This is a genomic window from Gemmatimonadaceae bacterium (assembly GCA_035606695.1).
Lineage (GTDB): Bacteria > Gemmatimonadota > Gemmatimonadetes > Gemmatimonadales > Gemmatimonadaceae > JAQBQB01.
Genome location: DATNEW010000012.1, coordinates 74,439 through 94,569 on the forward strand (window position 1 = coordinate 74,439; position 20,131 = coordinate 94,569).

The 20,131-nt window shown below is 65.0% G+C and carries 20 protein-coding genes; 12 read left to right on the plus strand and 8 right to left on the minus strand.

The window, feature by feature from the left end; translation table 11 throughout:
- Nucleotides 1-14: 14 nt before the first annotated feature.
- Nucleotides 15-326: a YhbY family RNA-binding protein gene (locus VN706_03820; protein ID HXT14729.1), complete on the minus strand. Its 312-nt coding sequence runs from the start codon at nucleotides 324-326 to the stop codon at nucleotides 15-17.
- Between the two features lie 422 nt (nucleotides 327-748).
- Here VN706_03820 and VN706_03825 point away from each other — a divergent pair, with 422 nt between their 5' ends.
- A complete protein-coding gene (locus VN706_03825; GenBank protein HXT14730.1) occupies nucleotides 749-2,071 on the plus strand; it encodes a type II toxin-antitoxin system HipA family toxin in 1,323 nt (440 codons plus the stop codon).
- Between the two features lie 13 nt (nucleotides 2,072-2,084).
- Here VN706_03825 and VN706_03830 read toward each other — a convergent pair whose 3' ends face one another.
- Nucleotides 2,085-2,786, minus strand: a complete 702-nt coding sequence (locus VN706_03830) for a M23 family metallopeptidase (protein HXT14731.1) — start codon at nucleotides 2,784-2,786, stop codon at nucleotides 2,085-2,087.
- 112 nt (nucleotides 2,787-2,898) lie between these two features.
- On the opposite strand from VN706_03830, the gene VN706_03835 reads away from it, so the two are divergent.
- Complete coding sequence (locus tag VN706_03835) at nucleotides 2,899-3,477, plus strand: DUF4142 domain-containing protein (GenBank protein ID HXT14732.1); 579 nt, start codon at nucleotides 2,899-2,901, stop codon at nucleotides 3,475-3,477.
- A 4-nt stretch (nucleotides 3,478-3,481) separates the two neighbouring features.
- Here the strand turns inward: VN706_03835 and VN706_03840 are convergent, their stop codons facing one another.
- Nucleotides 3,482-5,932 carry a protein kinase gene (locus VN706_03840; GenBank protein ID HXT14733.1) on the minus strand — a complete coding sequence of 817 codons (2,451 nt, stop codon included), beginning with the start codon at nucleotides 5,930-5,932 and terminating at the stop codon, nucleotides 3,482-3,484.
- A gap of 208 nt (nucleotides 5,933-6,140) precedes the next feature.
- Here VN706_03840 and VN706_03845 point away from each other — a divergent pair, with 208 nt between their 5' ends.
- The 10 genes from VN706_03845 to VN706_03890 all read left to right on the plus strand — a co-directional run bounded on the left by VN706_03845 (nucleotide 6,141) and on the right by VN706_03890 (nucleotide 14,416).
- Nucleotides 6,141-6,335 (plus strand): hypothetical protein, encoded by a 195-nt coding sequence (locus VN706_03845; protein ID HXT14734.1) that lies wholly within the window; start codon nucleotides 6,141-6,143, stop codon nucleotides 6,333-6,335.
- Between the two features lie 98 nt (nucleotides 6,336-6,433).
- Nucleotides 6,434-7,396, plus strand: coding sequence for a xanthine dehydrogenase family protein subunit M (locus tag VN706_03850; GenBank protein HXT14735.1), 963 nt, complete (start codon nucleotides 6,434-6,436; stop codon nucleotides 7,394-7,396).
- On the plus strand, nucleotides 7,397-8,182 hold the full coding sequence (locus VN706_03855) for an FHA domain-containing protein (GenBank protein HXT14736.1): 786 nt from the start codon (nucleotides 7,397-7,399) through the stop codon (nucleotides 8,180-8,182).
- Nucleotides 8,183-8,335: 153 nt separating this feature from the next.
- Nucleotides 8,336-9,769: a Fe-S cluster assembly protein SufB gene (sufB, locus tag VN706_03860; protein HXT14737.1), complete on the plus strand. Its 1,434-nt coding sequence runs from the start codon at nucleotides 8,336-8,338 to the stop codon at nucleotides 9,767-9,769.
- Between the two features lie 135 nt (nucleotides 9,770-9,904).
- On the plus strand, nucleotides 9,905-10,696 hold the full coding sequence (gene sufC / locus VN706_03865) for a Fe-S cluster assembly ATPase SufC (GenBank protein ID HXT14738.1): 792 nt from the start codon (nucleotides 9,905-9,907) through the stop codon (nucleotides 10,694-10,696).
- On the plus strand, nucleotides 10,693-12,009 hold the full coding sequence (gene sufD, locus VN706_03870; GenBank protein ID HXT14739.1) for a Fe-S cluster assembly protein SufD: 1,317 nt from the start codon (nucleotides 10,693-10,695) through the stop codon (nucleotides 12,007-12,009). Before sufC ends, sufD begins: the two co-directional genes overlap by 4 nt.
- Before the next feature lie 94 nt (nucleotides 12,010-12,103).
- Nucleotides 12,104-12,586 (plus strand): SUF system NifU family Fe-S cluster assembly protein, encoded by a 483-nt coding sequence (locus tag VN706_03875; GenBank protein HXT14740.1) that lies wholly within the window; start codon nucleotides 12,104-12,106, stop codon nucleotides 12,584-12,586.
- A complete protein-coding gene (locus tag VN706_03880) occupies nucleotides 12,583-12,918 on the plus strand; it encodes a Rieske 2Fe-2S domain-containing protein (protein HXT14741.1) in 336 nt (111 codons plus the stop codon). Before VN706_03875 ends, VN706_03880 begins: the two co-directional genes overlap by 4 nt.
- Complete coding sequence (locus VN706_03885; GenBank protein HXT14742.1) at nucleotides 12,915-14,117, plus strand: cysteine desulfurase; 1,203 nt, start codon at nucleotides 12,915-12,917, stop codon at nucleotides 14,115-14,117. Before VN706_03880 ends, VN706_03885 begins: the two co-directional genes overlap by 4 nt.
- Entirely contained in the window at nucleotides 14,117-14,416 is a 300-nt protein-coding gene (locus VN706_03890; protein HXT14743.1) for a YciI family protein, read from the plus strand. Before VN706_03885 ends, VN706_03890 begins: the two co-directional genes overlap by 1 nt.
- Before the next feature lie 140 nt (nucleotides 14,417-14,556).
- Here the strand turns inward: VN706_03890 and VN706_03895 are convergent, their stop codons facing one another.
- The 5 genes from VN706_03895 to VN706_03915 all read right to left on the minus strand — a co-directional run bounded on the left by VN706_03895 (nucleotide 14,557) and on the right by VN706_03915 (nucleotide 20,129).
- The gene (locus VN706_03895; GenBank protein HXT14744.1) at nucleotides 14,557-15,945 is read right to left on the minus strand and encodes a M20/M25/M40 family metallo-hydrolase; all 1,389 of its coding nucleotides are present in this window, start codon (nucleotides 15,943-15,945) and stop codon (nucleotides 14,557-14,559) included.
- Nucleotides 15,946-16,047: 102 nt separating this feature from the next.
- Nucleotides 16,048-17,310 (minus strand): M20/M25/M40 family metallo-hydrolase, encoded by a 1,263-nt coding sequence (locus VN706_03900; protein HXT14745.1) that lies wholly within the window; start codon nucleotides 17,308-17,310, stop codon nucleotides 16,048-16,050.
- A gap of 32 nt (nucleotides 17,311-17,342) precedes the next feature.
- Entirely contained in the window at nucleotides 17,343-18,416 is a 1,074-nt protein-coding gene (locus tag VN706_03905) for an ABC transporter ATP-binding protein (GenBank protein HXT14746.1), read from the minus strand.
- Nucleotides 18,413-19,261, minus strand: coding sequence for an ABC transporter permease (locus tag VN706_03910; GenBank protein HXT14747.1), 849 nt, complete (start codon nucleotides 19,259-19,261; stop codon nucleotides 18,413-18,415). The genes VN706_03905 and VN706_03910 overlap by 4 nt, the downstream gene beginning before the upstream one ends.
- Nucleotides 19,236-20,129, minus strand: coding sequence for an extracellular solute-binding protein (locus VN706_03915; protein HXT14748.1), 894 nt, complete (start codon nucleotides 20,127-20,129; stop codon nucleotides 19,236-19,238). Before VN706_03915 ends, VN706_03910 begins: the two co-directional genes overlap by 26 nt.
- Between the last annotated feature and the right edge of the window lie 2 nt (nucleotides 20,130-20,131).

A 20,131-nucleotide genomic window follows, 5' to 3' on the forward strand; every position in this document is an offset into this window, starting at 1 on the left:
CCTCAGGATGACAACTACTTGCTCCGCCACGGGGGAACGCCCTTCTTCCGTTCCAGCTCCGGATTCTCGCGGTACAGCGTGGCCGTCTTGCCGATGACCTGTACGACGTCCGCGCCCATGGCCTGCGCCAGCTCGTTCGCGGCGTCCCGCACATCGATTTCGGCATTCTTGCCGAACTGAATCTTCACCAGCTCGTGCGTGCGCAACGCGTCGTCGAGCGACTGCTTCAGCGACTCGGTGAGTCCGTGCTGGCCGATGTGCACGGCTGCCGTGAGATGATGCGCTTCTCCGCGTAGCGCGGCGCGCTCCTTCGATGACAGTGGCATACCAGAAGTTAATCTGTATCGGGAGGTGATCAATGGATCACGTTTCATATATGTGATTTTTGGATCGCTATTGACAGAAGTAATCTAAAGATTACACTACGAAGTAGTGATCTTAACATCACAGAACCGACCCTGACCCGGCGGCGGCCGCCCATGCGGATCAGAACCCGAAAAGACCTAGGCCTCTTGATCCGCGAATCCCGGAAAGCGCGGCTGCTTACACAAGCCCAATTGGCGACGTCGATCGGCGTCAGTCGTCGTTGGGTCGTCCAAGTCGAGCAAGGGAAAACCAGCCCGGACCTTCGCATGTTGCTTCGCGCGCTCCTCGCGCTCGGTCTCGAGATGTCCGTCCGACCGCGCCGTGAGTCGCCGGCAGCGCGGGAAATCAGTCACATCGTCAACTCGACGAAGCGTCGCGCCGAATGAGCGCCACGCCGGCAAGCCAACAACGGCTGGCCTTGGTCGTTCTGTTGGACGGCCGACTGGTCGGCCACGTCGTGCAAGCCGCGACCGCGCGCTTGCGTTTCAGTTACGACGACGCATGGCGATCGGACGACGAGAGTTATCCGCTCTCCCTGTCCATGCCGCTCACCGCCGCGGAGCATGACCACGCAGCGACGAGCGCGTACTTGTGGGGGCTGTTGCCCGACAACGAGCGTGTCCTGGATCGTTATGCACGAACGTTCGGCGTATCGGCACGCAACCCCGTCGCGCTGCTCGCGCACATCGGCGCCGACTGTGCCGGTGCTGTGCAACTCACTCCTCCCGAACGGCTATCAGAAATCGTAAATCCAACTACGCGCGAGCGAGTGGAATGGATCGAGGAAGACGAGATCGCGCGAGCGTTGCGGGCGGCGAAGGAAACTGGTCTGCCGGGACGCGACACGCGAACGATCGGCCGCTTCAGCCTGGCCGGCGCCCAGCCCAAGATCGCGTTGTTCCGACGCGGCGATAAATGGGGACGCCCCCTCGGCCGCACGCCGACGACGCACATCCTCAAGCCTCCGTCGGGCAATTACTCCGGATTTGCCGAGAACGAACATCTCAGTTTGGAGCTCGCGTCTGAGTTGGACCTCGGAGCCGCTCGTTCCGAGGTGAAGCGATTCGACGATCAAATCGCGATTGTTGTGCAACGCTTCGATCGCCAGCCAACCAAGCACGGGTATCGCCGGATACATCAAGAAGATGTTTGCCAGGCGCTTTCAGTCCAGCCATGGAATAAATACGAAAGCGACGGCGGCCCAGGCGTCGCTGAGATCGTCGCGCTCATTCAAGAGTCATCCCTCGATCCGCAATCCGACGTGGATCGGTTCATCGACATCCTGGCCCTCAATTGGGTGCTCGCTGCGCCAGACGCCCACGCAAAGAATTATGCGTTGCTTCACGTTCCTGGCGGCGGCGTTCGATTGGCGCCGTTCTACGACCTCGCGAGCTATCTCCCCTACTCGGATGACCGGCTGCATGACGTCAAGTTGGCCATGCGGGTGGGCCGGGAGTACTCAGCGCGTCGAATTGCTCGTCGCGATTGGATGAGGTTAGCCGAGAACAGCCGTCTCCGACCGGATTACGTGATCGGTCGGATCGAGTCCCTGCTTCCCAAGATTCCCGATGCGGTATTGGAAGTCGCGCATCGCGCCGCGAAGGACGGGCTCGATCGACAACATGTCGATCCGCTAGCCGGCCGCATCATCGAACGAAGCCAGGAATGCCTCGAACGGCTTACTACAGGAAGGAACGGCGTCTAAGCGAAGGCTCGTGCTACCAGTCGAGCGGCTGCGCCCCGGTGTGGTGCGCGTGCTCGCGATGCACGCCGCCCAGGAACTCGAACGGATCGATGGGCTCGCCGTTCCAATACTTCCCATCGGCCGGCCAACGCATGATCTGAAAGTGCAGATGCGGCGTGTCCTTCGGCGCGTTGCCCGTGGTGCCGACGTAGCCGAGCGTGTCGCCGCGCGCGATCGTGCGGCCGGGCGTCATGGCATCGTTGTAGTGATCCATGTGCGCGTAGTAGTACACGAGGCGGTTCAGCGGATCGACGGTGTACATCGTGATGCCGCCCAGCGTGTTCGTCGACATGCGAAGAATCTTGCCATCGTCGGCCGAGAGGATGGGCGTGCCGCGCGGCGCGAGGATGTCGATCGCGTGGTGCGTGCGTCCACCGTCATCGCGACCATCGAGGAACGTGTCATCGACTTTCGACATGTCGGCGCCGGCGACCGGAACCACGAGGTGTCGCGCGGTGAGATACTCGACGTCGGTGAGCGAGGCCGCTTCCGGCGCGACCGCGGTCGGCTTGCCGGCGAGCACAGGCTGTGGCTCGGGCTTCGCGACCGGCGCGATCTCGGGCGGATAATAGAGAACGGGGCGCGAGCAGGCCGTGGCGGCAAAGGCCAGCATCAGCGCGAGGCAGGTCGTGATGCGCATCACCCCTTTGACGATCCGCCGCGCAGATGGTTGCACGGCCGCGAGAGAACCGGAAATCCGGTTCGGCCAATCGAGCGTACTCCTGCCGACCACCTTCGCTCACGCTTCACTCAGGCCTCACTCAGACTTCACTCAGGAGATGCTCGACATGTCGTGGAAACGCGCTCTTCCGATCGCATCGGTGTTGGCTGTCGGCGCCGTTGCGTTCACGCTTCGCACCGCCATCGCCGCCCCCGTACCCGTACCCGTCGTTTCATCCGTGCCGGGAGCCGCGCTCGATGATCCGACTATCGTGGCGATCTTCGACGCGGCAAACACCGCCGACATCGAGACAGGCGAGCTTGGCGCGAAGATGGGTTCGACCAAGGCCATCCGTGATTTCGGCGCGATGCTCGCGCGCGATCACAAGACGGTGCGGCAGCAGGGCCGCGACCTGGCCAAGAAACTCGGCGTAACCCCGACGCCGCCGAAGGATGACGACAGCGTCCGCCAGCACGCGGCGGTAATGAAGAAGCTGCGCAGCCTCGAGGGCGCCGAGTTCGACAAGGCGTTCCTCGAAAACGAGGTCGGGTATCACGACGCGGTGATCGCGGCGGTGCAAAAGACGCTGCTGCCGGCGATTCAGAATGCCGAGCTGAAGAACCTGGTGACGACGGTCGCGCCCGCGTTTGTCGCGCATCGCGACGCGGCGAAGAACATGCTCGACAAGATGGCGATGGGGATGTAGCCGCCTACCGATTGACGAGCTTCGCCGGGTCGAGGCCCACCTTCCGAACGACGGCCGCGAAGCGCGGGTCGGAGCGGATCGGATCGAAGAAGTGTTCGGCCATCGACTCGCTGGAGAAGAACGAATCGTGGCCGGCGGCCGCGCGCTCGAGCAAATCGAGCGCGCGGCTGTTGTCGCCGAGGCCCAGATAGACGCGCGCCGCGGCCGCCGCCGCACCACTCATGTGGCCGATGCCCTGCTCGAGCTCGCGCACGATCGAGGCCGCCTGCGCCGTCTTTCCAGTCTTGGAATACGCAAATCCTAGTAGACCGAGCGTTTGCACCGATGCGGTGTCGAGTCGGCTGGCCGCCTCGAGCTCCTTGACCGCTTCGGCCGCGCGATTCGCCTGCAAGTACACGGCGCCGAGCATGAAGTGCGTTACCACCAGCCCCGAGTCGAGCTCGACCGCGCGGCGGCCGGCGGCGACGGCGGCGTCATTCGCGCCGGACACCACGAGCGCCAACGCGTACGACCCCGAGATGATCGGCGACAGCGGATCGAGATCGGAGGCGCGCTTGAGCTGCGCGACCGATTCCGTCGGCCGGCCGCCGAGCAACAGCATCTCGCCATACCACTGATGCGCCGCCGCATACCGCGGATCGAGGCGCAGCGCGCGCTGGTAGTCGCGCTCGGCATCCGCCCACTTCCAGCTCGCCTGATACAACGTTGCGCGCGACGCGAAGCCCTCGGACAGCGTGCTGTCCAGCGTCACCGCGCGATCGATCGCGGCGAGCGCAAGCGGCATCACGGAGTCGACGCGCACGTTGGCGTAGAGCGGCAGCAGCGCGTACACGTTGCCGATGCCCGCGTAGGCCCGCGCGAACGACGGATCCTTCTTCGTCGCCTGCTCGAAGTAGTCGAGCGCGCGACGCAGCGACGCCTCGCCGCGCTTGTCGAAGAAGTAGCGGCCGCGGAGATAGAGATCGTACGCCGCGAGATCGTTCGTGCCGTGATTGCCCGTCTCGACGGCCGTCGCCACCGGCGCCGCCGCGGCGGTCGACAGCTCGGGTGAGATCGCCGACACGATCGCCGAGGTCACGTCGTCCTGCACCTTGAACACATCCTTCGCGTCGCGATCGAACATGTCGGACCAGATCGTGAACCCGTCCGCCGTGTTCACCAGGCGTGCGGTCACGCGCAGACGATTCGCGTTGCGCTGCACCGTGCCCACGAGCACCATGTTCACTTTCAGCGCCTTTCCAAGCTCCACCGGGTTCGACGCCTGATCGCTCGGCGCGACTTCAGTCCCCGACGCGACACGCAGGCCCGGAATGCGACTGAGTGCATTCGTGAGCTCGGCGGTCATGCCCGCGGAAAAGTACGCGTCGCTCGTATCGCGGCTGATGTTGACGAGCGGAATGACCGCGATGGACTTGGTCGTCGCGGCGGCCGCGGCGGGAACTGGCGCGCTCTCCGTGCCGGACGTGCGCCGATTATTGAACCACGCTCCGCCCGCGGCAACCGACGCGAGAATACCGGCGCCGGCGAGCGCCCAGATCACGCGCTTCGGTTTTACGGAAGTCGGCGCCGGCGCGGAAACAAAGGTCCCGCTGACGACCGCGGGATCCTCCAGCGAGCGCACGATCTCGGCGGCCGTGCGCGGTCGCTTGCCCGGTTCCTTCTCGAGCAGGCGCATGATGAGCGACGCGAGCGCTTCGGGCACGTCGTAGCGCCGCGAGCCAATCTGCGGCGGCGGTTCGGTGAGTTGCGCGGCGAGCAGCTGCTGTGGCGAGCGTCCGTGAAACGGCGGCGTGCCGACGAGCATCTCGTACCCGACGATGCCGAGCGCGTAGAGATCCGCGCGGTGGTCGGTGGACGGATCGCCCGCCGCCTGCTCGGGCGCCATGTAGGCCGGCGTGCCGATCGACGTGCCGACGAGCGTGATCGTTCCGGTGCGCGTTCCGGGCGCGGGCTTCGCTTCGCGCGACGCGGACAACGCCTTGGCGACGCCGAAGTCCGTCACCGTCGCCGAACCCGCCGAGAGCAGAATGTTGTCGGGCTTGATGTCGCGATGGATGATGCCGCGGCCGTGCGCGTACTGGAGCGCGCGCGCGACGTCTTTGAGGATGCTCACGGCTTCGCGCACTGACAGCGGTCCGCGCGCGAGACGTGCACGCAGCGACTCGCCTTCGACGAACGGCATGATGAAGAACGGCAGCCCGTCGGTTTCGCCGGCGCTCAACACCGGGACGATGTGCGGATGCTGCAGTCCCGCCGACAGCATGATCTCGCGCTTGAAGCGATCGACCGAGACCGTTGCCGCGAGCTCGTACGGCAGGACCTTCACGACGACGGCGCGGCCGAGCGTGTTGTCGCGCGCCACGAACACGGTCGACATGCCGCCGCCGCCGAGCTCCCGCTCGAGGGTGTAGGCAGTACCTAGTGTGCGCTGAAGCTCGTCTCGAAGAACCGTCACGTCGAATGCGGAGAAGCGGCGGGTTGAATCAAAGTACGACCCGCTCACCACTTAAGACAGCACGGACGTCTATAATGGTTGCGGCGCTACGCGATTTCTTACCGAATCCCGACCGGATCGTTCCGGCCGCGTTCGTTGGGGGCTTTGTGACAGGGACGAATCGAGTACATTTCTCGCTCACCGAACGATTGTCCGACCTGAGGGAACGATGGCTCTTCACATCGATCGCTACGTACCTGCCGAGACGAACGGAGGCTGGGGCTTCGCCAGTTTCGTGATCGGCCTGGTGGTGTTGTGCATCGTCGTCGCGACGTACATCCACCGCGAGACGTACAAGCATCCGACCGACGTGACCTGGCATGGCAAGGGCTCGGGGGATACGGCGCCGCCGGAAGGCCAGTAACGCCCGATCGACGCGAAGGACCTCTGCTCCGCAGAGGTCCTTTTTTTTGCGCCCGCCCCGCGTTGCGCAAAGCGCACTGAACTCATTTCTTACCTGTCGTGACCCATCCGTTCCTCTACTATCGAGCGACGTCCACCGACGACGCCGCGCAGCGGCTCGAAGACGCGGGCGCCGTTCCGCTCGGCGGAGGGACCGATCTGCTCGTCACGGTCGCGGAGCAGCTGGTGCAGCCGGATCTGCTCGTCGATCTGCGCACCGTCCCGCATGGCGACGTCATCGAGGAGATCGAAGGCGGCGGTTTGCGCATTGGCGCGGCGGCGCGCGTGGAGGAGATCGCGCGAAACGCGCTCGTGCGAGAACGATTTCCTCTGCTCTCCCAGGCGTGCGAAGTCGTGGGAACACCAGCGCTGCGCCACATGGGAACGCTCGGCGGCAATCTTTGCCAGCGTCCGCGCTGCTGGTACTATCGTCAGAACATTCCGTGTCTCAAGAACGGCGGATCGAGCTGTCCGGCCGCGCATGGCGAGAATCAGTATCTCGCGATTCTCGACGGCGGGCCGTGCTACATCGTGCATCCATCCGATCCGGCGGTGGCGCTGACGGCGCTCGACGCGCGCGTCGAGCTCGCGGCGGTCGGCGGTCGCCGCACGGTGCCGATCGCCGAGTTCTACGTGCTGCCAAGCGAGCGGATGGATCACGAGACGATTCTCACGCCGGGCGAGTTCGTGTCCGCGATTACGATACCGCCCGAGTCGCGCGGAGGCGTGCAGCAGTATCACAAGGCGATGCAGCGCGCGGCGTGGGATTTTGCGCTCGTGAGCATCGCCGCGTGCAAGCGCGTGAACGGCGACGTACGCATCGTGCTCGGCGGCGTGGCGCCGCGTCCGTGGCGCGTCAGCTCGTCGGTCGAAGAAGATGTGTCGTCGGGTGGGCTCGACGACGACACGATCTCGACCCTGGCCGAGCGTGCGTTGTACGACGCGAAACCGTTGTCAAAGAATGCATATAAGGTGGAGTTGGCCGCGTCGCTGCTGCGCCAGGCGATGGGAGAGCTCGCGTAAGTGTGGCTCGCCACCAGCTCGGCAACGCGCGAGCTGCGCGACGGCGAAATCGTCGTGGGTGGCGGAGCCGATGCGGATTGGCGCGTGCCGTCGGCCGATCTCATGCCGCGGCACTTCACGATCATCGTGCATGGGCTCAACGCATCGCTCAAGCCGACGTCGCAGGACAATGTCGTCGTCGTGAACGGTCGGCAGCTCGGCGTCGCGTCGCACCTTCTGAACGACGGCGACGAGATTCTGGCCGGCAACGAGCGTTTCGTGTTCGGCGAGAATGCGCCGCCGACGGTCGTGACGGCGGCGGGGGCGGGGGCGGCAAGTCGCGTGTTTCTGATCGACGAGGCGACGAACACCGCGCACGAGCTCGTGAATCGGTCGACGACGATTGGCCGCGATCCGTCGAACGCGATTCTGCTGCGCGATGCGACCGCCTCACGCTTTCATGCCGAAGTGCGGCGCGAGGCTGGCGGGTTCGTGCTGCACTCGATGGGGTCGTCGGGCACGGCGATCAATGGTGCGGCGGCGACCGCGCCGGTGTTGTTGAACGTCGGCGACGTCGTGGAGGTCGCGTTCACGAAGCTGCGATTCTCGGGCGACGTCGGGGACGCGGAGCAGCCGGGAGCCGCGGACGATCGCGAGGAGCTGTGGTCGCGGCGCAATCCGACGTTGGCGACGTCGAAGATTTCGGTGGTGACGCCGGATGCGGCCACGAAATGGAAGCCGTGGCTCTGGGTGGCGATCGCGGTCGTGCTGGCCGGCGTCGTGTACGCCGCGTTCGCGGTGCGCTGAGCGCGGACACGGCAAAACGTCGGGTCCGTTTTGCATCCGGCGGGAAACCCGAGTAATTTTATCTGCTTGGCTGAATTCGCCTGACGCCTCGGCGGACCATTCGGCTGACCGCGGAGCCGAACATGCCCGCAAACGATTCACGGACAAGGACTTATGAGTAGTTCCATCGAATCACTGATCAGCCGGGAGTACGAGGCTGGCTTCGTGACCGACATCGAGTCGGACACGCTGCCGCCGGGGCTGAACGAAGGGACCGTTCGCGCGATCTCGGCCAAGAAGAACGAGCCGGCGTTCATGCTCGAATGGCGGCTCAAGGCGTATCGCCGCTGGCTGACCATGAAGGAGCCGCACTGGCCGAACGTTACGTACGGTCCGATCGACTATCAGGGACAGAGCTACTATTCGGCGCCGAAGACCAAGAAGCCGCTTGGCAGTCTCGACGAAGTCGATCCGGAGCTGCTGAAGACGTACGAGAGGCTCGGCATTCCGCTGACCGAGCAGAAGGTGCTGGCCGGCGTGGCGGTGGATGCGATCTTCGACTCGGTATCGGTCGGCACCACGATGCGCGAGGAGCTGGCGAAGCACGGCATCATCTTCTGTTCGTTCGGCGAGGCGTTGCGCGAGCATCCCGATCTCGTCGAGAAGTACCTCGGCTCGGTGGTGCCGTACAGCGACAATTTCTTTGCCGCACTGAACAGCGCGGTGTTTTCGGATGGATCGTTCGTGTATGTGCCGAAGGGTGTGCGCTGTCCGGTCGAGCTGTCGACGTACTTCCGCATCAATTCGGCGGATACGGGCCAGTTTGAGCGAACGCTCATCGTTGCCGACGAGGGCGCGTACGTCAGCTACCTCGAGGGGTGCACGGCGCCGAAGCGCGCGACGACCCAGCTGCACGCGGCGGTGGTGGAGCTCGTGGCGCTCAAGGGCGCGACGATCAAGTACTCGACCGTCCAGAACTGGTACGCGGGCGACAAGGATGGCGTCGGCGGCATTTATAATTTTGTAACAAAGCGCGGCAAGGCCGCGGAGAACGCGAAGATCTCGTGGACGCAGGTGGAGACGGGCTCGGCGATCACGTGGAAGTATCCGAGCGTGATTCTCCAGGGCGACAACGCCGTCGGCGAGTTCTACAGCGTGGCGGTTGTAAACAACCACCAACAAGCCGACACGGGGACGAAGATGATTCACATCGGCCGCAACACGCGATCGACGATCGTGTCGAAGGGCATTTCGGCGGGCGAGGGCAACAACTCGTATCGCGGGCGTGTGCAGGTGCTGCCGAAGGCACACGGCGCGCGCAATTACACGCAGTGCGATTCGATGCTCGTCGGCAATCGCTGCGGAGCGCACACGTTCCCGTATGTGGAAGTCGGGAACAACAGCGCGATCGTGGAGCACGAAGCGTCGACGTCGAAGATCGGAGAAGATCAGATCTTCTATCTGAAGGCGCGCGGGTTGTCGGCCGAGCAGGCGGTGTCGATGATCGTCAGCGGGTTCTGCAAAGAGGTATTCAAGGAGCTCCCGATGGAGTTTGCGTTGGAAGCGCAGGCGTTGTTGGGGATCACGTTGGAAGGGTCCGTGGGCTGATCGTCATCCTCGCGAACCGCGAAGCGGTGAGTCGAGGATCTGCTTCTGGGTCACATTTGTCGTCCGGAATTCAACAGCGTTCATGAGAGCAGGCCCTCGACTCGCTCCGCTCGCGAGGGTGACTGTCCAAGGTTTATGCCACTACTCGAAATCAAGAATCTGCGCGCCAACGTTGGCGACAAGGAAATTCTCAAGGGCCTCTCTCTCACCGTGAACGAGGGTGAGATTCACGCCGTCATGGGGCCCAACGGCTCGGGCAAGAGCACGCTCGCGCAGGTGCTCGCGGGGAATCCGGCGTACGAGGTGACCGGCGGATCGGTCGCGTACAAGGGCAAGGACCTGCTCGAGATGCAGCCCGAACAGCGCGCACAGCAGGGCATCTTCCTGGCGTTCCAGTATCCGGTCGAGATTCCCGGCGTGTCGAACGCGTATTTCCTGCGCGCGGCGTTCAACGAAATCCGCAAGGCGCGCGGCGAAGAGGAGATCGATCCGCTCGAGTTCGCGGACCTCATGGACGAGAAGCTCGCGTTCGTCGACATGGACGCCGGCATGCTCACCCGCTCCGTGAACACGGGCTTTTCCGGCGGCGAGAAGAAGCGCAACGAGATTCTCCAGATGGCGGTGCTCCAGCCCACGCTCGGCATTCTCGATGAGACGGACTCGGGACTCGACATCGACGCGTTGCGCATCGTCGCCGACGGCGTGAACAAGCTCAAGCGGCCCGACAACGCGACGATCGTCGTGACGCACTATCAGCGTTTGCTCAATTACATCGTTCCGGACTTCGTGCACGTGCTGGCGAATGGCCGCATTCTCAAGTCGGGCGGCAAGGACCTGGCGCTCGAGCTCGAGGAAAAGGGCTACGACTGGGTGACGAGCGCGAACGTGGCCGGCAGCAAGGGCACCGGCGTCGGAGCGTTGGCGTGACGGCGGCAGCGGCGGCGGTTCCGAGCGCCGTGGAGTCGTACGCCGGAGCGTTCGAAGAGCTCGCCGCGAGCTCGGGCGTGCCGTCGGACGTCCAGGCGTTGCGCCGCGCCGCCTTCGAGCGATTCATGGCGCTCGGCTTTCCCACGACGAAGATCGAGGATTGGCATTTCACGAGCGTGGCCTCGATCGCCGACCAGGAATTCCAGCTCATCACGGCGCGCTCGGGTGACGTGCGTCGCGACGAGCTCGAGGCCTTCTCGTTCGCCGCCGACTGGCACACGATGGTGTTCGTCAACGGCCGATTCGAGCCCGATTTGTCGGATCTCGCCGCGCTGCCCGACGGCGTGCGCGTGTGGGATCTTGCGTCGGCGTGGGGGAAGGTGGCGGTGGTGGGCGAGCGGCTGGGGAAGATCACGAGCTATGAGAATGCGGCGTTCACGGCGCTGAATACCGCCTTCATGCACGACGGCGCGGTGATCGAGATCGCGAAGGAGACCGAGGTCGCGAAGCCCATTCATCTCTTGTTCGTCACCGACGCGACCGCGGCGAAGGGCATGCTGCATCCGCGTAACCTCATCGTCGCCGGCCGTCACTCGAAGGCGACGGTGATCGAGAGCTACGTATCGCTGAGCGACGCGAGGTATCTCACGAACGCGGTGACTGAAGTCGCCGTCGGTGAAGGCGCCACGCTGCGGCATTACAAGCTGCAGCGTGAAGGCGCGCGCGCGTTTCACGTCGGCACGATCGATGTGGATCAGGCAAAGGACAGCCACTATGTCTCGTTCTCGTTCGTGACCGGTGCGACGCTGTCGCGCAGCAACGTGTACACCGCGTTGAACGGGGAAGGCTGCGGCTCGACGCTCAACGGCCTCTACATGCTCGACGGCGAGCAGCACTCCGACCATCAGACGCAGATCGTCCACGCGCAGCCCAACTGCTACAGCCGCGAGCTGTACAAGGGTGTGCTCGACGGGTATTCGCACGGCGTGTTCAACGGCAAGGTGTACGTCCATCCGATCGCGCAGAAGACCGACGGCAAGCAGACGAACAACACGCTGCTGCTTTCCGACACGGCGCAGATCGACACGAAGCCGCAACTCGAGATCTTCGCGGACGACGTGAAGTGCACGCACGGTGCGACGGTGGGGCAGATCGATCAGATGGCGCTATTCTATCTCAAGAGCCGCGGCATCGACAATGCGCTGGCGCGCCGGCTGCTCACGTATGCGTTCGCGGCGGACGTGCTGGAGACGCTCGAGGTGGACGAGGTGCGAGAAGGGTTGGAGAGGATGACGTTGGAGAGGTTTGTATGAGGCGGGCGTATGGACGTATGGGCGTATGGGCGTATGGGCGAAAGAGCGCCGTCAAATCGCCCATACGCCCACGCGCCCATACGCCCATGCGCCCATGACGACCGAAGCCCTCTACCAGGAAATCATCCTCGAGCACAACCGGAAGCCGCGCAACTTCCGGGAGATGGGCGACGCCGATCGCACGATCGAGGGACGCAACCCGCTGTGCGGCGATTCGCTCACCCTGTGGGTGAAGATGGACGGCGACACGGTCGCCGACGTCAGCTTCAAGGGTCAGGGCTGCGCGATCTCGAAGGCCTCGGCATCGCTGATGACGGCGGCGGTCAAGGGAAAGTCGCGCGCCGATGCCGAGCGATTGTTCGATCGCTTTCATAAGCTGGTGCTGGGGCAACTGCCCGAGTCCGAGCAGTCAGACCTTGGCTCACTGCGCGCGCTTGGCGGCGTCTCGAAGTTTCCGCTTCGCGTGAAGTGCGCGAGCCTGGCGTGGCACGCGCTGCATTCGGCGCTGGAATCCCAGGCGGAGGCCGTCTCGACCGAGCGCGAGGGGCCCGAGCCGCCGCCCGGCGAAGGCGCATGAGCGAATTCGAATACCTCGCCGACGTCGCGGACCTTCCCGACGGCGCGCTCGTCGGCGTGTGCCGCGCGGACGGCACGGAGATCTGTCTTTTCAATTTCCGCGGGACGATCGGCGCGGTCAGCAACATCTGTACGCACGCCGAGTTCTTGATGTCGGATGGTGCGTTGCGCGGCGATGGCTCGCTCGAGTGTGTGTGGCACGGCGCGCGGTACGACTGCCGCACGGGACGCGTATGTCGTGGACCGGCGGAGGATCCGTTGCCGGTGTATGTCGTGCGGATCGAGAATGGGCGCGTGCTGGTCGGGCCGAGCGCCAAGGACGCGGCGGCATGAAGGTCGACCGCAATGATTTTCCGCTGCTTGCCCGGCACCGGGAGCTGCACTATCTCGACTCGGCCGCGACGTCACAGAAGCCGCGTGCCGTGCTCGAGGCGATGATGCAGTACTACTCGTGCGACAACGCGAATCCGCATCGCGGCGCGTACGCGCTCTCGGCGCGGGCCACGCAGAGCTATCACGATGCACGCGAACGCATCGCGCGGTTCGTTGGGGTGGGCGATCCGGCGCGGCTGATCTTCACGCGCGGCACGACGGAGTCACTCAATCTCGTCGCCACGGCGTGGGGCGGCGCGAACGTGCGCGCGGGTGACGAGATCGTTATTACAGGTCTCGAACATCACGCCAACTTCGTCCCGTGGCAGCAGCTCGCGCTGGCGAAAGGGGCGACGCTGCGAATCGCCGACCTCACGGCCGAGGGCCGGGTCGACGTCGGACATTTTACGTCGCTGGTTGGCCCGAAGACGCGCGTCGTCGCGTTCAATCATGTCTCGAACGCACTCGGCACGATCAATCCGGTCGCGGAGATGGCGGCGATCGCGCGGCGCAGTGGCGCGTTGGTCGTAGTGGATGGCGCGCAGGCCGCGCCGCATCTGCCGCTGGACGTCGATTCGCTCGACGTCGACTTTTACGCGTTCAGCGGGCACAAGATGTTGGGCCCGATGGGCTGTGGCGTGTTGATCGGCAAGCGCGACATTCTCGAGTCGATGCCGCCATATCAGACCGGCGGCGACATGATCGAGTACGTCGCCGACGACCGCAGCACCTGGAACGTGCTGCCGCACAAGTTCGAGGCCGGCACGCCGAACGTTGCCGATGCGATCGGTCTCGCCGCGGCGTGCGACTATCTCGACGGCCTCGACATGCGCGAGGTCCGCGAGCATGAACAGGCATTGACCGCGCTCGCGACCGAGCGGCTCCTGGGCATCGGCGACGTGCGCGTGTACGGGCCGCCGCCGGCGGATCGCAGCGGCGTCGTGAGCTTCACGGTGGGTGACATTCATCCGCACGATCTCGCGACGATTCTCGACGAGTCGGGCGTGTGCGTGCGCGCGGGGCATCATTGTGCGCAGCCGTTGATGCGGCGACTGCACGTGCATGCGACCGCGCGCGCTTCGTTTTACGTGTATAACACCGACGCCGACGTCGACGCGCTCGTCGCCGGCATCCAACGCGCTCGCGAGGTGTTCGGCTGATGTATGCACTTGCGTTGATTCGCTATCGCCGCCCGCTCGAAGAAGTCGTGGAGGTCACGGAGCAGCATCGGGCCTACCTCAAGGACCTGAAGGACGACGGCCTGCTGGTCGCGTCGGGGCCGATGGATCCGCGTACGGGCGGCGTGCTGCTGCTGCGTGTGCCCGACGACGACGTGAACGGCACGCTGGATCGAGTCCGCGACGGCGATCCGTATGTCACATTCGGATTGGCGCAGTACGAAGTGATCGCGTGGAACGTGGGGATCGGGAAAGAGGATCTGGACAAGGTGTCGGAGTAAGCGGCGCTGTCATCCTGAGCGAGCGCAGCGAATCGAAGGACCCCTGTCACGACGGAGGAGTTCTACGCAGCGCTCCGCTGAGAAGGGGGTCCTTCGACTCCGGCGCTTCGCGCCTCCGCTCGGGATGACGAATCTGCAAATCAGCGCGTGACGCGCTTCACCAGGTCGTACGTGAAATCCAGCCCCTGGTCGAACGCCTTGATGAGTATTCTCTCATCCTTGCCGTGCGCGCGGACGTCGTTCGTCTCGATGAACAATCCGCTGAAGCCGTAGACGGGCACGCCGGCGTTGCGCAGATAGAGACCGTCGGTTGCGCCGGTCTCCATGATGGGAACCACGGGCACCGGTCCCCAGATCGCTCTGACCGAGCTGTCGACCGCGGCGAGCAAGGCGGGCCGGAGCGGCGAGGCCGGACTGGGACGCGCGGTGTCGATCGGCGTGAGATGCACCGCCGTATCGCCGATCGCATGCACGAGCGCCTGTTCCACCGCCGCCGGATTGTCGCCCGGCAGCATGCGGCAGTTGACGGTGGCCTTCGCCATCTGCGGCAGCGCGTTCGGCGCGTGTCCGCCCTCGAGCATCGTCGCGACGCACGTGGTGCGCAGCAGCGCGTTGTATTCGGTGTTCTCGCTCAACCGCGCAAACGTCGCCGCGTCCGCCTTACCGGAGGCAACGCGACGCATGTCGGCAGCGACGGTTGGTGAAACCGTCGCCGCGGCCTTGTCGAAGTACGCCTTCACGACGTCGTTCGGCTTTGGCGGAAACTCGTAGTGTGACACGCGATCGAGCGCGCGCGCGAGCGTGTAGATCGCGTTGTCCTTGCGCGGCAGCGAGCTATGTCCGCCCGGATTCCGCACGGTCAGCGCGACGGAGTGGAACACCTTCTCGGCGGCTTGCACGTCGAAGAGCGTGGGCTTGCCGTATTCGAGCTCTCCACCGCCCGCATCGACGTTGATCGTGTACTCGGCATCGATGAGACTGCGCTTGTTCTTGAGCAGCCACTCGACACCGTTGTAGGGCATGCCGCCTTCCTCGCCGGCGGTCAGGGCGAGGATGATGTCGCGATCGGGAACGTACTTCTCCTTCTTGAGGCGGATGAGCGTCGTGACGAGCATCGCCGCGCCGCCTTTTTGATCCTGCGTGCCGCGGCCGTAGAAATACCCGCCGGTTTCGGTGAGGTGGAACGGATCGTACGTCCAGTCTTCGCGGCGCGCTTCAACGACGTCCAGGTGCGCCAGCAGCAGAATGGGTTTCGCGCGGCCGCTGCCGCGATAGCGCACGATCAGATTGAGATTCTTCGTCGTCGGGCCGGCGAGCTGGACGTCGGCGCGCGAGAATCCGGCGTCGGTGAACCGCGTCTGCAATTGCCCCGCGGCGTCGCTGGTGTTGCCGGCCGACCCCGTGGTGTTCGTTTCGATCAGCTCGCGGAGAATGGCGTGGCCGAGCTGATGGAACGTCGTCGGGGCGACTTGCTGGGCGTTCGCAGCCGATACCGCGAACAGCGTAAATACTAATGAGTGTTTTATCATATATAAGCCGACATCACGAACGCGCGCTGTGTCGTCCCGAATGGAGGCGCGTCGCGCCGGAGTCGAGGGATGACAACGGCTCCTCACAATCGCGGCCCATCGTCACGGCTTCGCCCCCGCCAACGCCGCCACCGTCAGCGCCACCCACTGCACGCCGACATATCCCTTCGGCCCATCCTCATACCACTCGCCGAGTGAATGCGAGCCGCCGGCGTTGCCGCCGCCCCCCATACGAATGGCGGGAATGCCGAGGCTGATCGGAATGTTCGCATCAGTGCTCGAGGCACTCGTCGCGGGCGTGAAGCCAAGCGTCTTCCCCGCCCCAATCGCCGTCCGCACGATCGGCGCCGCGTCGGACTGCGCGCCGGTCGGCCGAATGCCGATCGTGTCGATCGTCATGGTGAGCTTCGCCTTCGCCGCGCGCGGGCCGGTCCACCGCGCGTTCTCGGCGACGAGCGCCTGTTTGAAAATGCTCATCATCTTCGCGTTGACCGCGGCGAGCGACTTGGCGTCCTCGGAACGCATGTCGACGTCCATCGACGCCTCGAACGGAATCGAATTGACGGAGGTGCCACCCGAAATCACGCCGACGTTGAACGTCGTCTTCGGCTTCGCCGGTACCTGAATGTTCGAGATCCCGGCGATCGCGCGGCCGAGCGCATGAATCGGATTCGGGATGCCGAAGGCGCCGTAGCTGTGCCCGCCGGGTCCCTTGTATGTCACCTTGTAGCGATTGCTCCCGACCGCGCGGCTCGCGATGCCAAGACCCGCATCGTCCACAGAGATGAAGTAGTCGACCTTCCCCTTCAACTCCTGGCCGAAGAGATAGCGCATGCCGCGCAGATTGCCCGGTCCTTCTTCGCCGACGTCGCCGACGAAGTAGATCGTGCCCGGGGTCTGCACATTGGCGCGCTCGAACGCGCGCGCCACGGCGAGCACCGTCGCGAGACCGCGATCGTCGTCGCCGATGCCGGGCGCGTACAGCGTATCGCCCCGGTGCTTGATCGTGACGTCCGTCCCTTCAGGAAACACCGTGTCGAGATGACCTGCCAACACCACCGTCGGGCCGCTTCCCGTACCGCGGCGTTCGACGATGACGTTGCCGACGGAGTCGATCGTCACATTCTTGAATCCGAGCGCCTCCAGTCGCCGCTTGAACTCAGCGGCACGCGTGGCCTCCTTGAACGGCGCGGACTGAATCTGCGTCAACTCCGTCTGCTGCTGCAGCGTCCACGCGTTGTCCGCTTTGATGATGTCGAGGGCCGCGAGGACCTTGGCGTTGTTCGACGGAATCGGCGATTGCGCGCCGATCAGTTGTGCGCTGCACGCCAGTATCGCGGCAAACATGAATCGCATGTCGGTCATGAAGTGGATGGTAACATTTGATGACGCTCGACTCAACACAGATGCACCGCAGTCGCCTTGAATCCCGCGACGATTTCGGATCCTACTTCGAGCGCCAGTTCGCGAACCGAGCGCGCCGTGACCGCGGCGACGATCGGCGTGCCGCTGGCGTCGACGGTGACGCGGCTCAGCGCGCCGGCCGGCACGATCTCCACGATGCGCCCGCGAAACTGATTCTGCACCGACGACATCGACGGCTCCGCGGACAATGACACTTCCTCGGCGCGAATCACGGCGTGCGTCGGTCCCGGCACCACGTCGCCGAGCGCGTAGAAGGTCAGCGCGCCCGTCGTGAAGGCGACGGCATGCTGCACAAATTCGTGTTCGCTGCTCTCGACCCAATCCGGCGCGGCCGCGCGAATCGGTTGCGCGATTCCCGCAAAGACATTCTCGGCACCGAGAAAATCCGCGATGTACGGCGAGGCGGGGCGGCGGAAGATCTGCTCTGGATCACCCTTCTGCACGATGCGACCCTTGTCGAGTACGATCGCGATGTCGCCCAGCAGCCCTGCCTCGCCGAAATCGTGCGTCACCTGCAGCACGGTGAACCGGCGCTCGTAGTAGATCGTTCGGAGCACGCGTCGCGCGACGTTGCGCGTGCGCGGATCGAGCGCGCTGAATGGCTCGTCGAGCAGCAGCGCTTCGGGGCGTCGCGCGAGTGCGCGAGCGATGGCGACGAGCTGCCGTTCGCCGCCACTCAACGAAACGACCGAACGACCCGCGAGCGGTGCGACGCCGAATCGCTCCATGACCTCGTCGGCCGCGCGCGCGTTCGCGGCGCCATATTCGACGTTCTGCCGAACCGTGAGATGCGGAAAGAGATACGCATGCTGATACACAATCCCCAACCGTCGTGACTCCGGCGGCGCCTGTGTCATGTCGTCCCCGCCGAGCGTGATCGTGCCCGACGATGCGCGAACGACGCCCGCGATCGTTTCGAGCAGCGTCGTCTTCCCCGCTCCCGCGGGACCGATCACCACACCGTACGCGCCTTGCGGCACCTCGAACGTGATGTCGGCCAGCGCGAAGTTTCCCGCGCGCGCGTTCACGTGATCGAGGGAGATCATCGCGGCGCCGGATCTCCGTGACGCAGCGCGCGCAGCGCGGCGAGCGGAATGAGCGCGAACAGCACGAGTACCGCCGCGACGGGTAGCGCTTCACTCAATCCGTAGCTCGTGAAGCGATCGTAGCTCAAGACGCTCACCACTTTCGGATTGTAGGTGAGGATCACGATCGCGCCGAACTCGCTCACGGCGCGCGCCCACATCACGACGGCGGCGGCCGTGAGCCCACGCGCCGAGAGTGGGAGCGTGACGCGACGGAACGCGCGCCAGGCATCATCGCCCAGCGTTCGTGCAACCGATTCATAGCGCGCATCGACTCGCGCGAAGGCTTCGCGCGCCGCGCTGACGTAGAGCGGCGCGGAGACGAACAGCATCGCGCAGACGATGCCCGTCGGTGAGCCCGCGACGCGGAGTCCCGCGGCGTAGAGTGCCGAACCAACCGGACTCGCGCGACCCAGCACGAGCAGCAGCGCGATGCCCGCGACCGGATGCGGAATGACCAACGGCAAATCCATCAGCGCCGCGAGCACCGCGCGGCCGGTGAACGACCGGCGCGCGAGCAGATACGCGACAGGCGTTCCGCCGAGGATACCGAGGATCGTCGCGGTGGTGGCGGTCAGGGCGGTGAGAATGAGCGACTGACGCAGCTCGGTGTCGCGCGCGAGCGCGCTCAAGCCGCGTACACCGCCCGACGACACCAAGCCCGCGACGGGGCCGACGACGAACAACAGAAACAGCGATGCAAGGACCGCGACGAACACGCTGAGCGTCGCGCGCGCGAGCCGATTCGGCTGCGCGCGCGCGCCCATCGGCTCGAGCTGATTAACGTCGGGCAGGCCGGGGTGCACGCGGGAGCTGAGTGGGCGCGCCGCTGCCGTGAATCACGAGGCCATCGAGCATGTCGACGTGCGCGGCGCGAAGGCGGGCGATGACCTCGGGCGATTCGAGATATCTCAGGAACGCGATCGCCGCGGCGGAGTGCGGTGCTTCCCGCGGCACGCTGAGCCCGTAGACGATCGGCGCGCCGCGAAAGACGGTGCGCTTGCCGGGCTCCGTGCCGCGCACATTCACGGACACGTTGGCGTACGCCCGCGCGCGCGCCGGGTCGCCAAGATCGATCTCGCTCGGCAGCGCGATAAAGCGAAAGCCGTTCGACTCGGCGACCGACTGATAGTCGTAGATGTAGTCGAGCTCACCCGACGCCAGCAGCGCCGCGAGCTCGGCCGCGTTCGGGCGCATGTTTCGCGCTGGCGCGTTGTCGAGCAGCGCCGAGCTCAAGCCCGGCGTGTGATAGAATCGCTCGGCGAGCTTCATCATGAGCAATGTTCGATAGCCGACCGGCGCGAGATCGGGATCGGTGCGGCCGACTTCGACGTCGCGGCCGCGGAGCACCCGCGTCCAGTTGCCGCGAGTGATGTCGGCCGCGTGCTTCGAGCGCGACGTGTAGGCGACGACCATGCGGTTGCGCGCAAAGTCGGCGTACCACGACGCATACGCCGGCACGAGGAGCTGTGGAAAGACGTCGGCATCGGCAAGCATGAGCACGTCGGGAACGCGATGCAGCTCGGTGAGCTTGCGCGCGTGCTCGAGCGACGCGCCGCTCTCACGCTGAATGACCGTGCCGGAGCGAAGCGCGAAGCTGTCCAGGACCGGCTGAAGCGGTTTTGTGAGACTCGCTGCCAGGAATAGAACGAGCGTATCCGCGACGAAGAGCATGA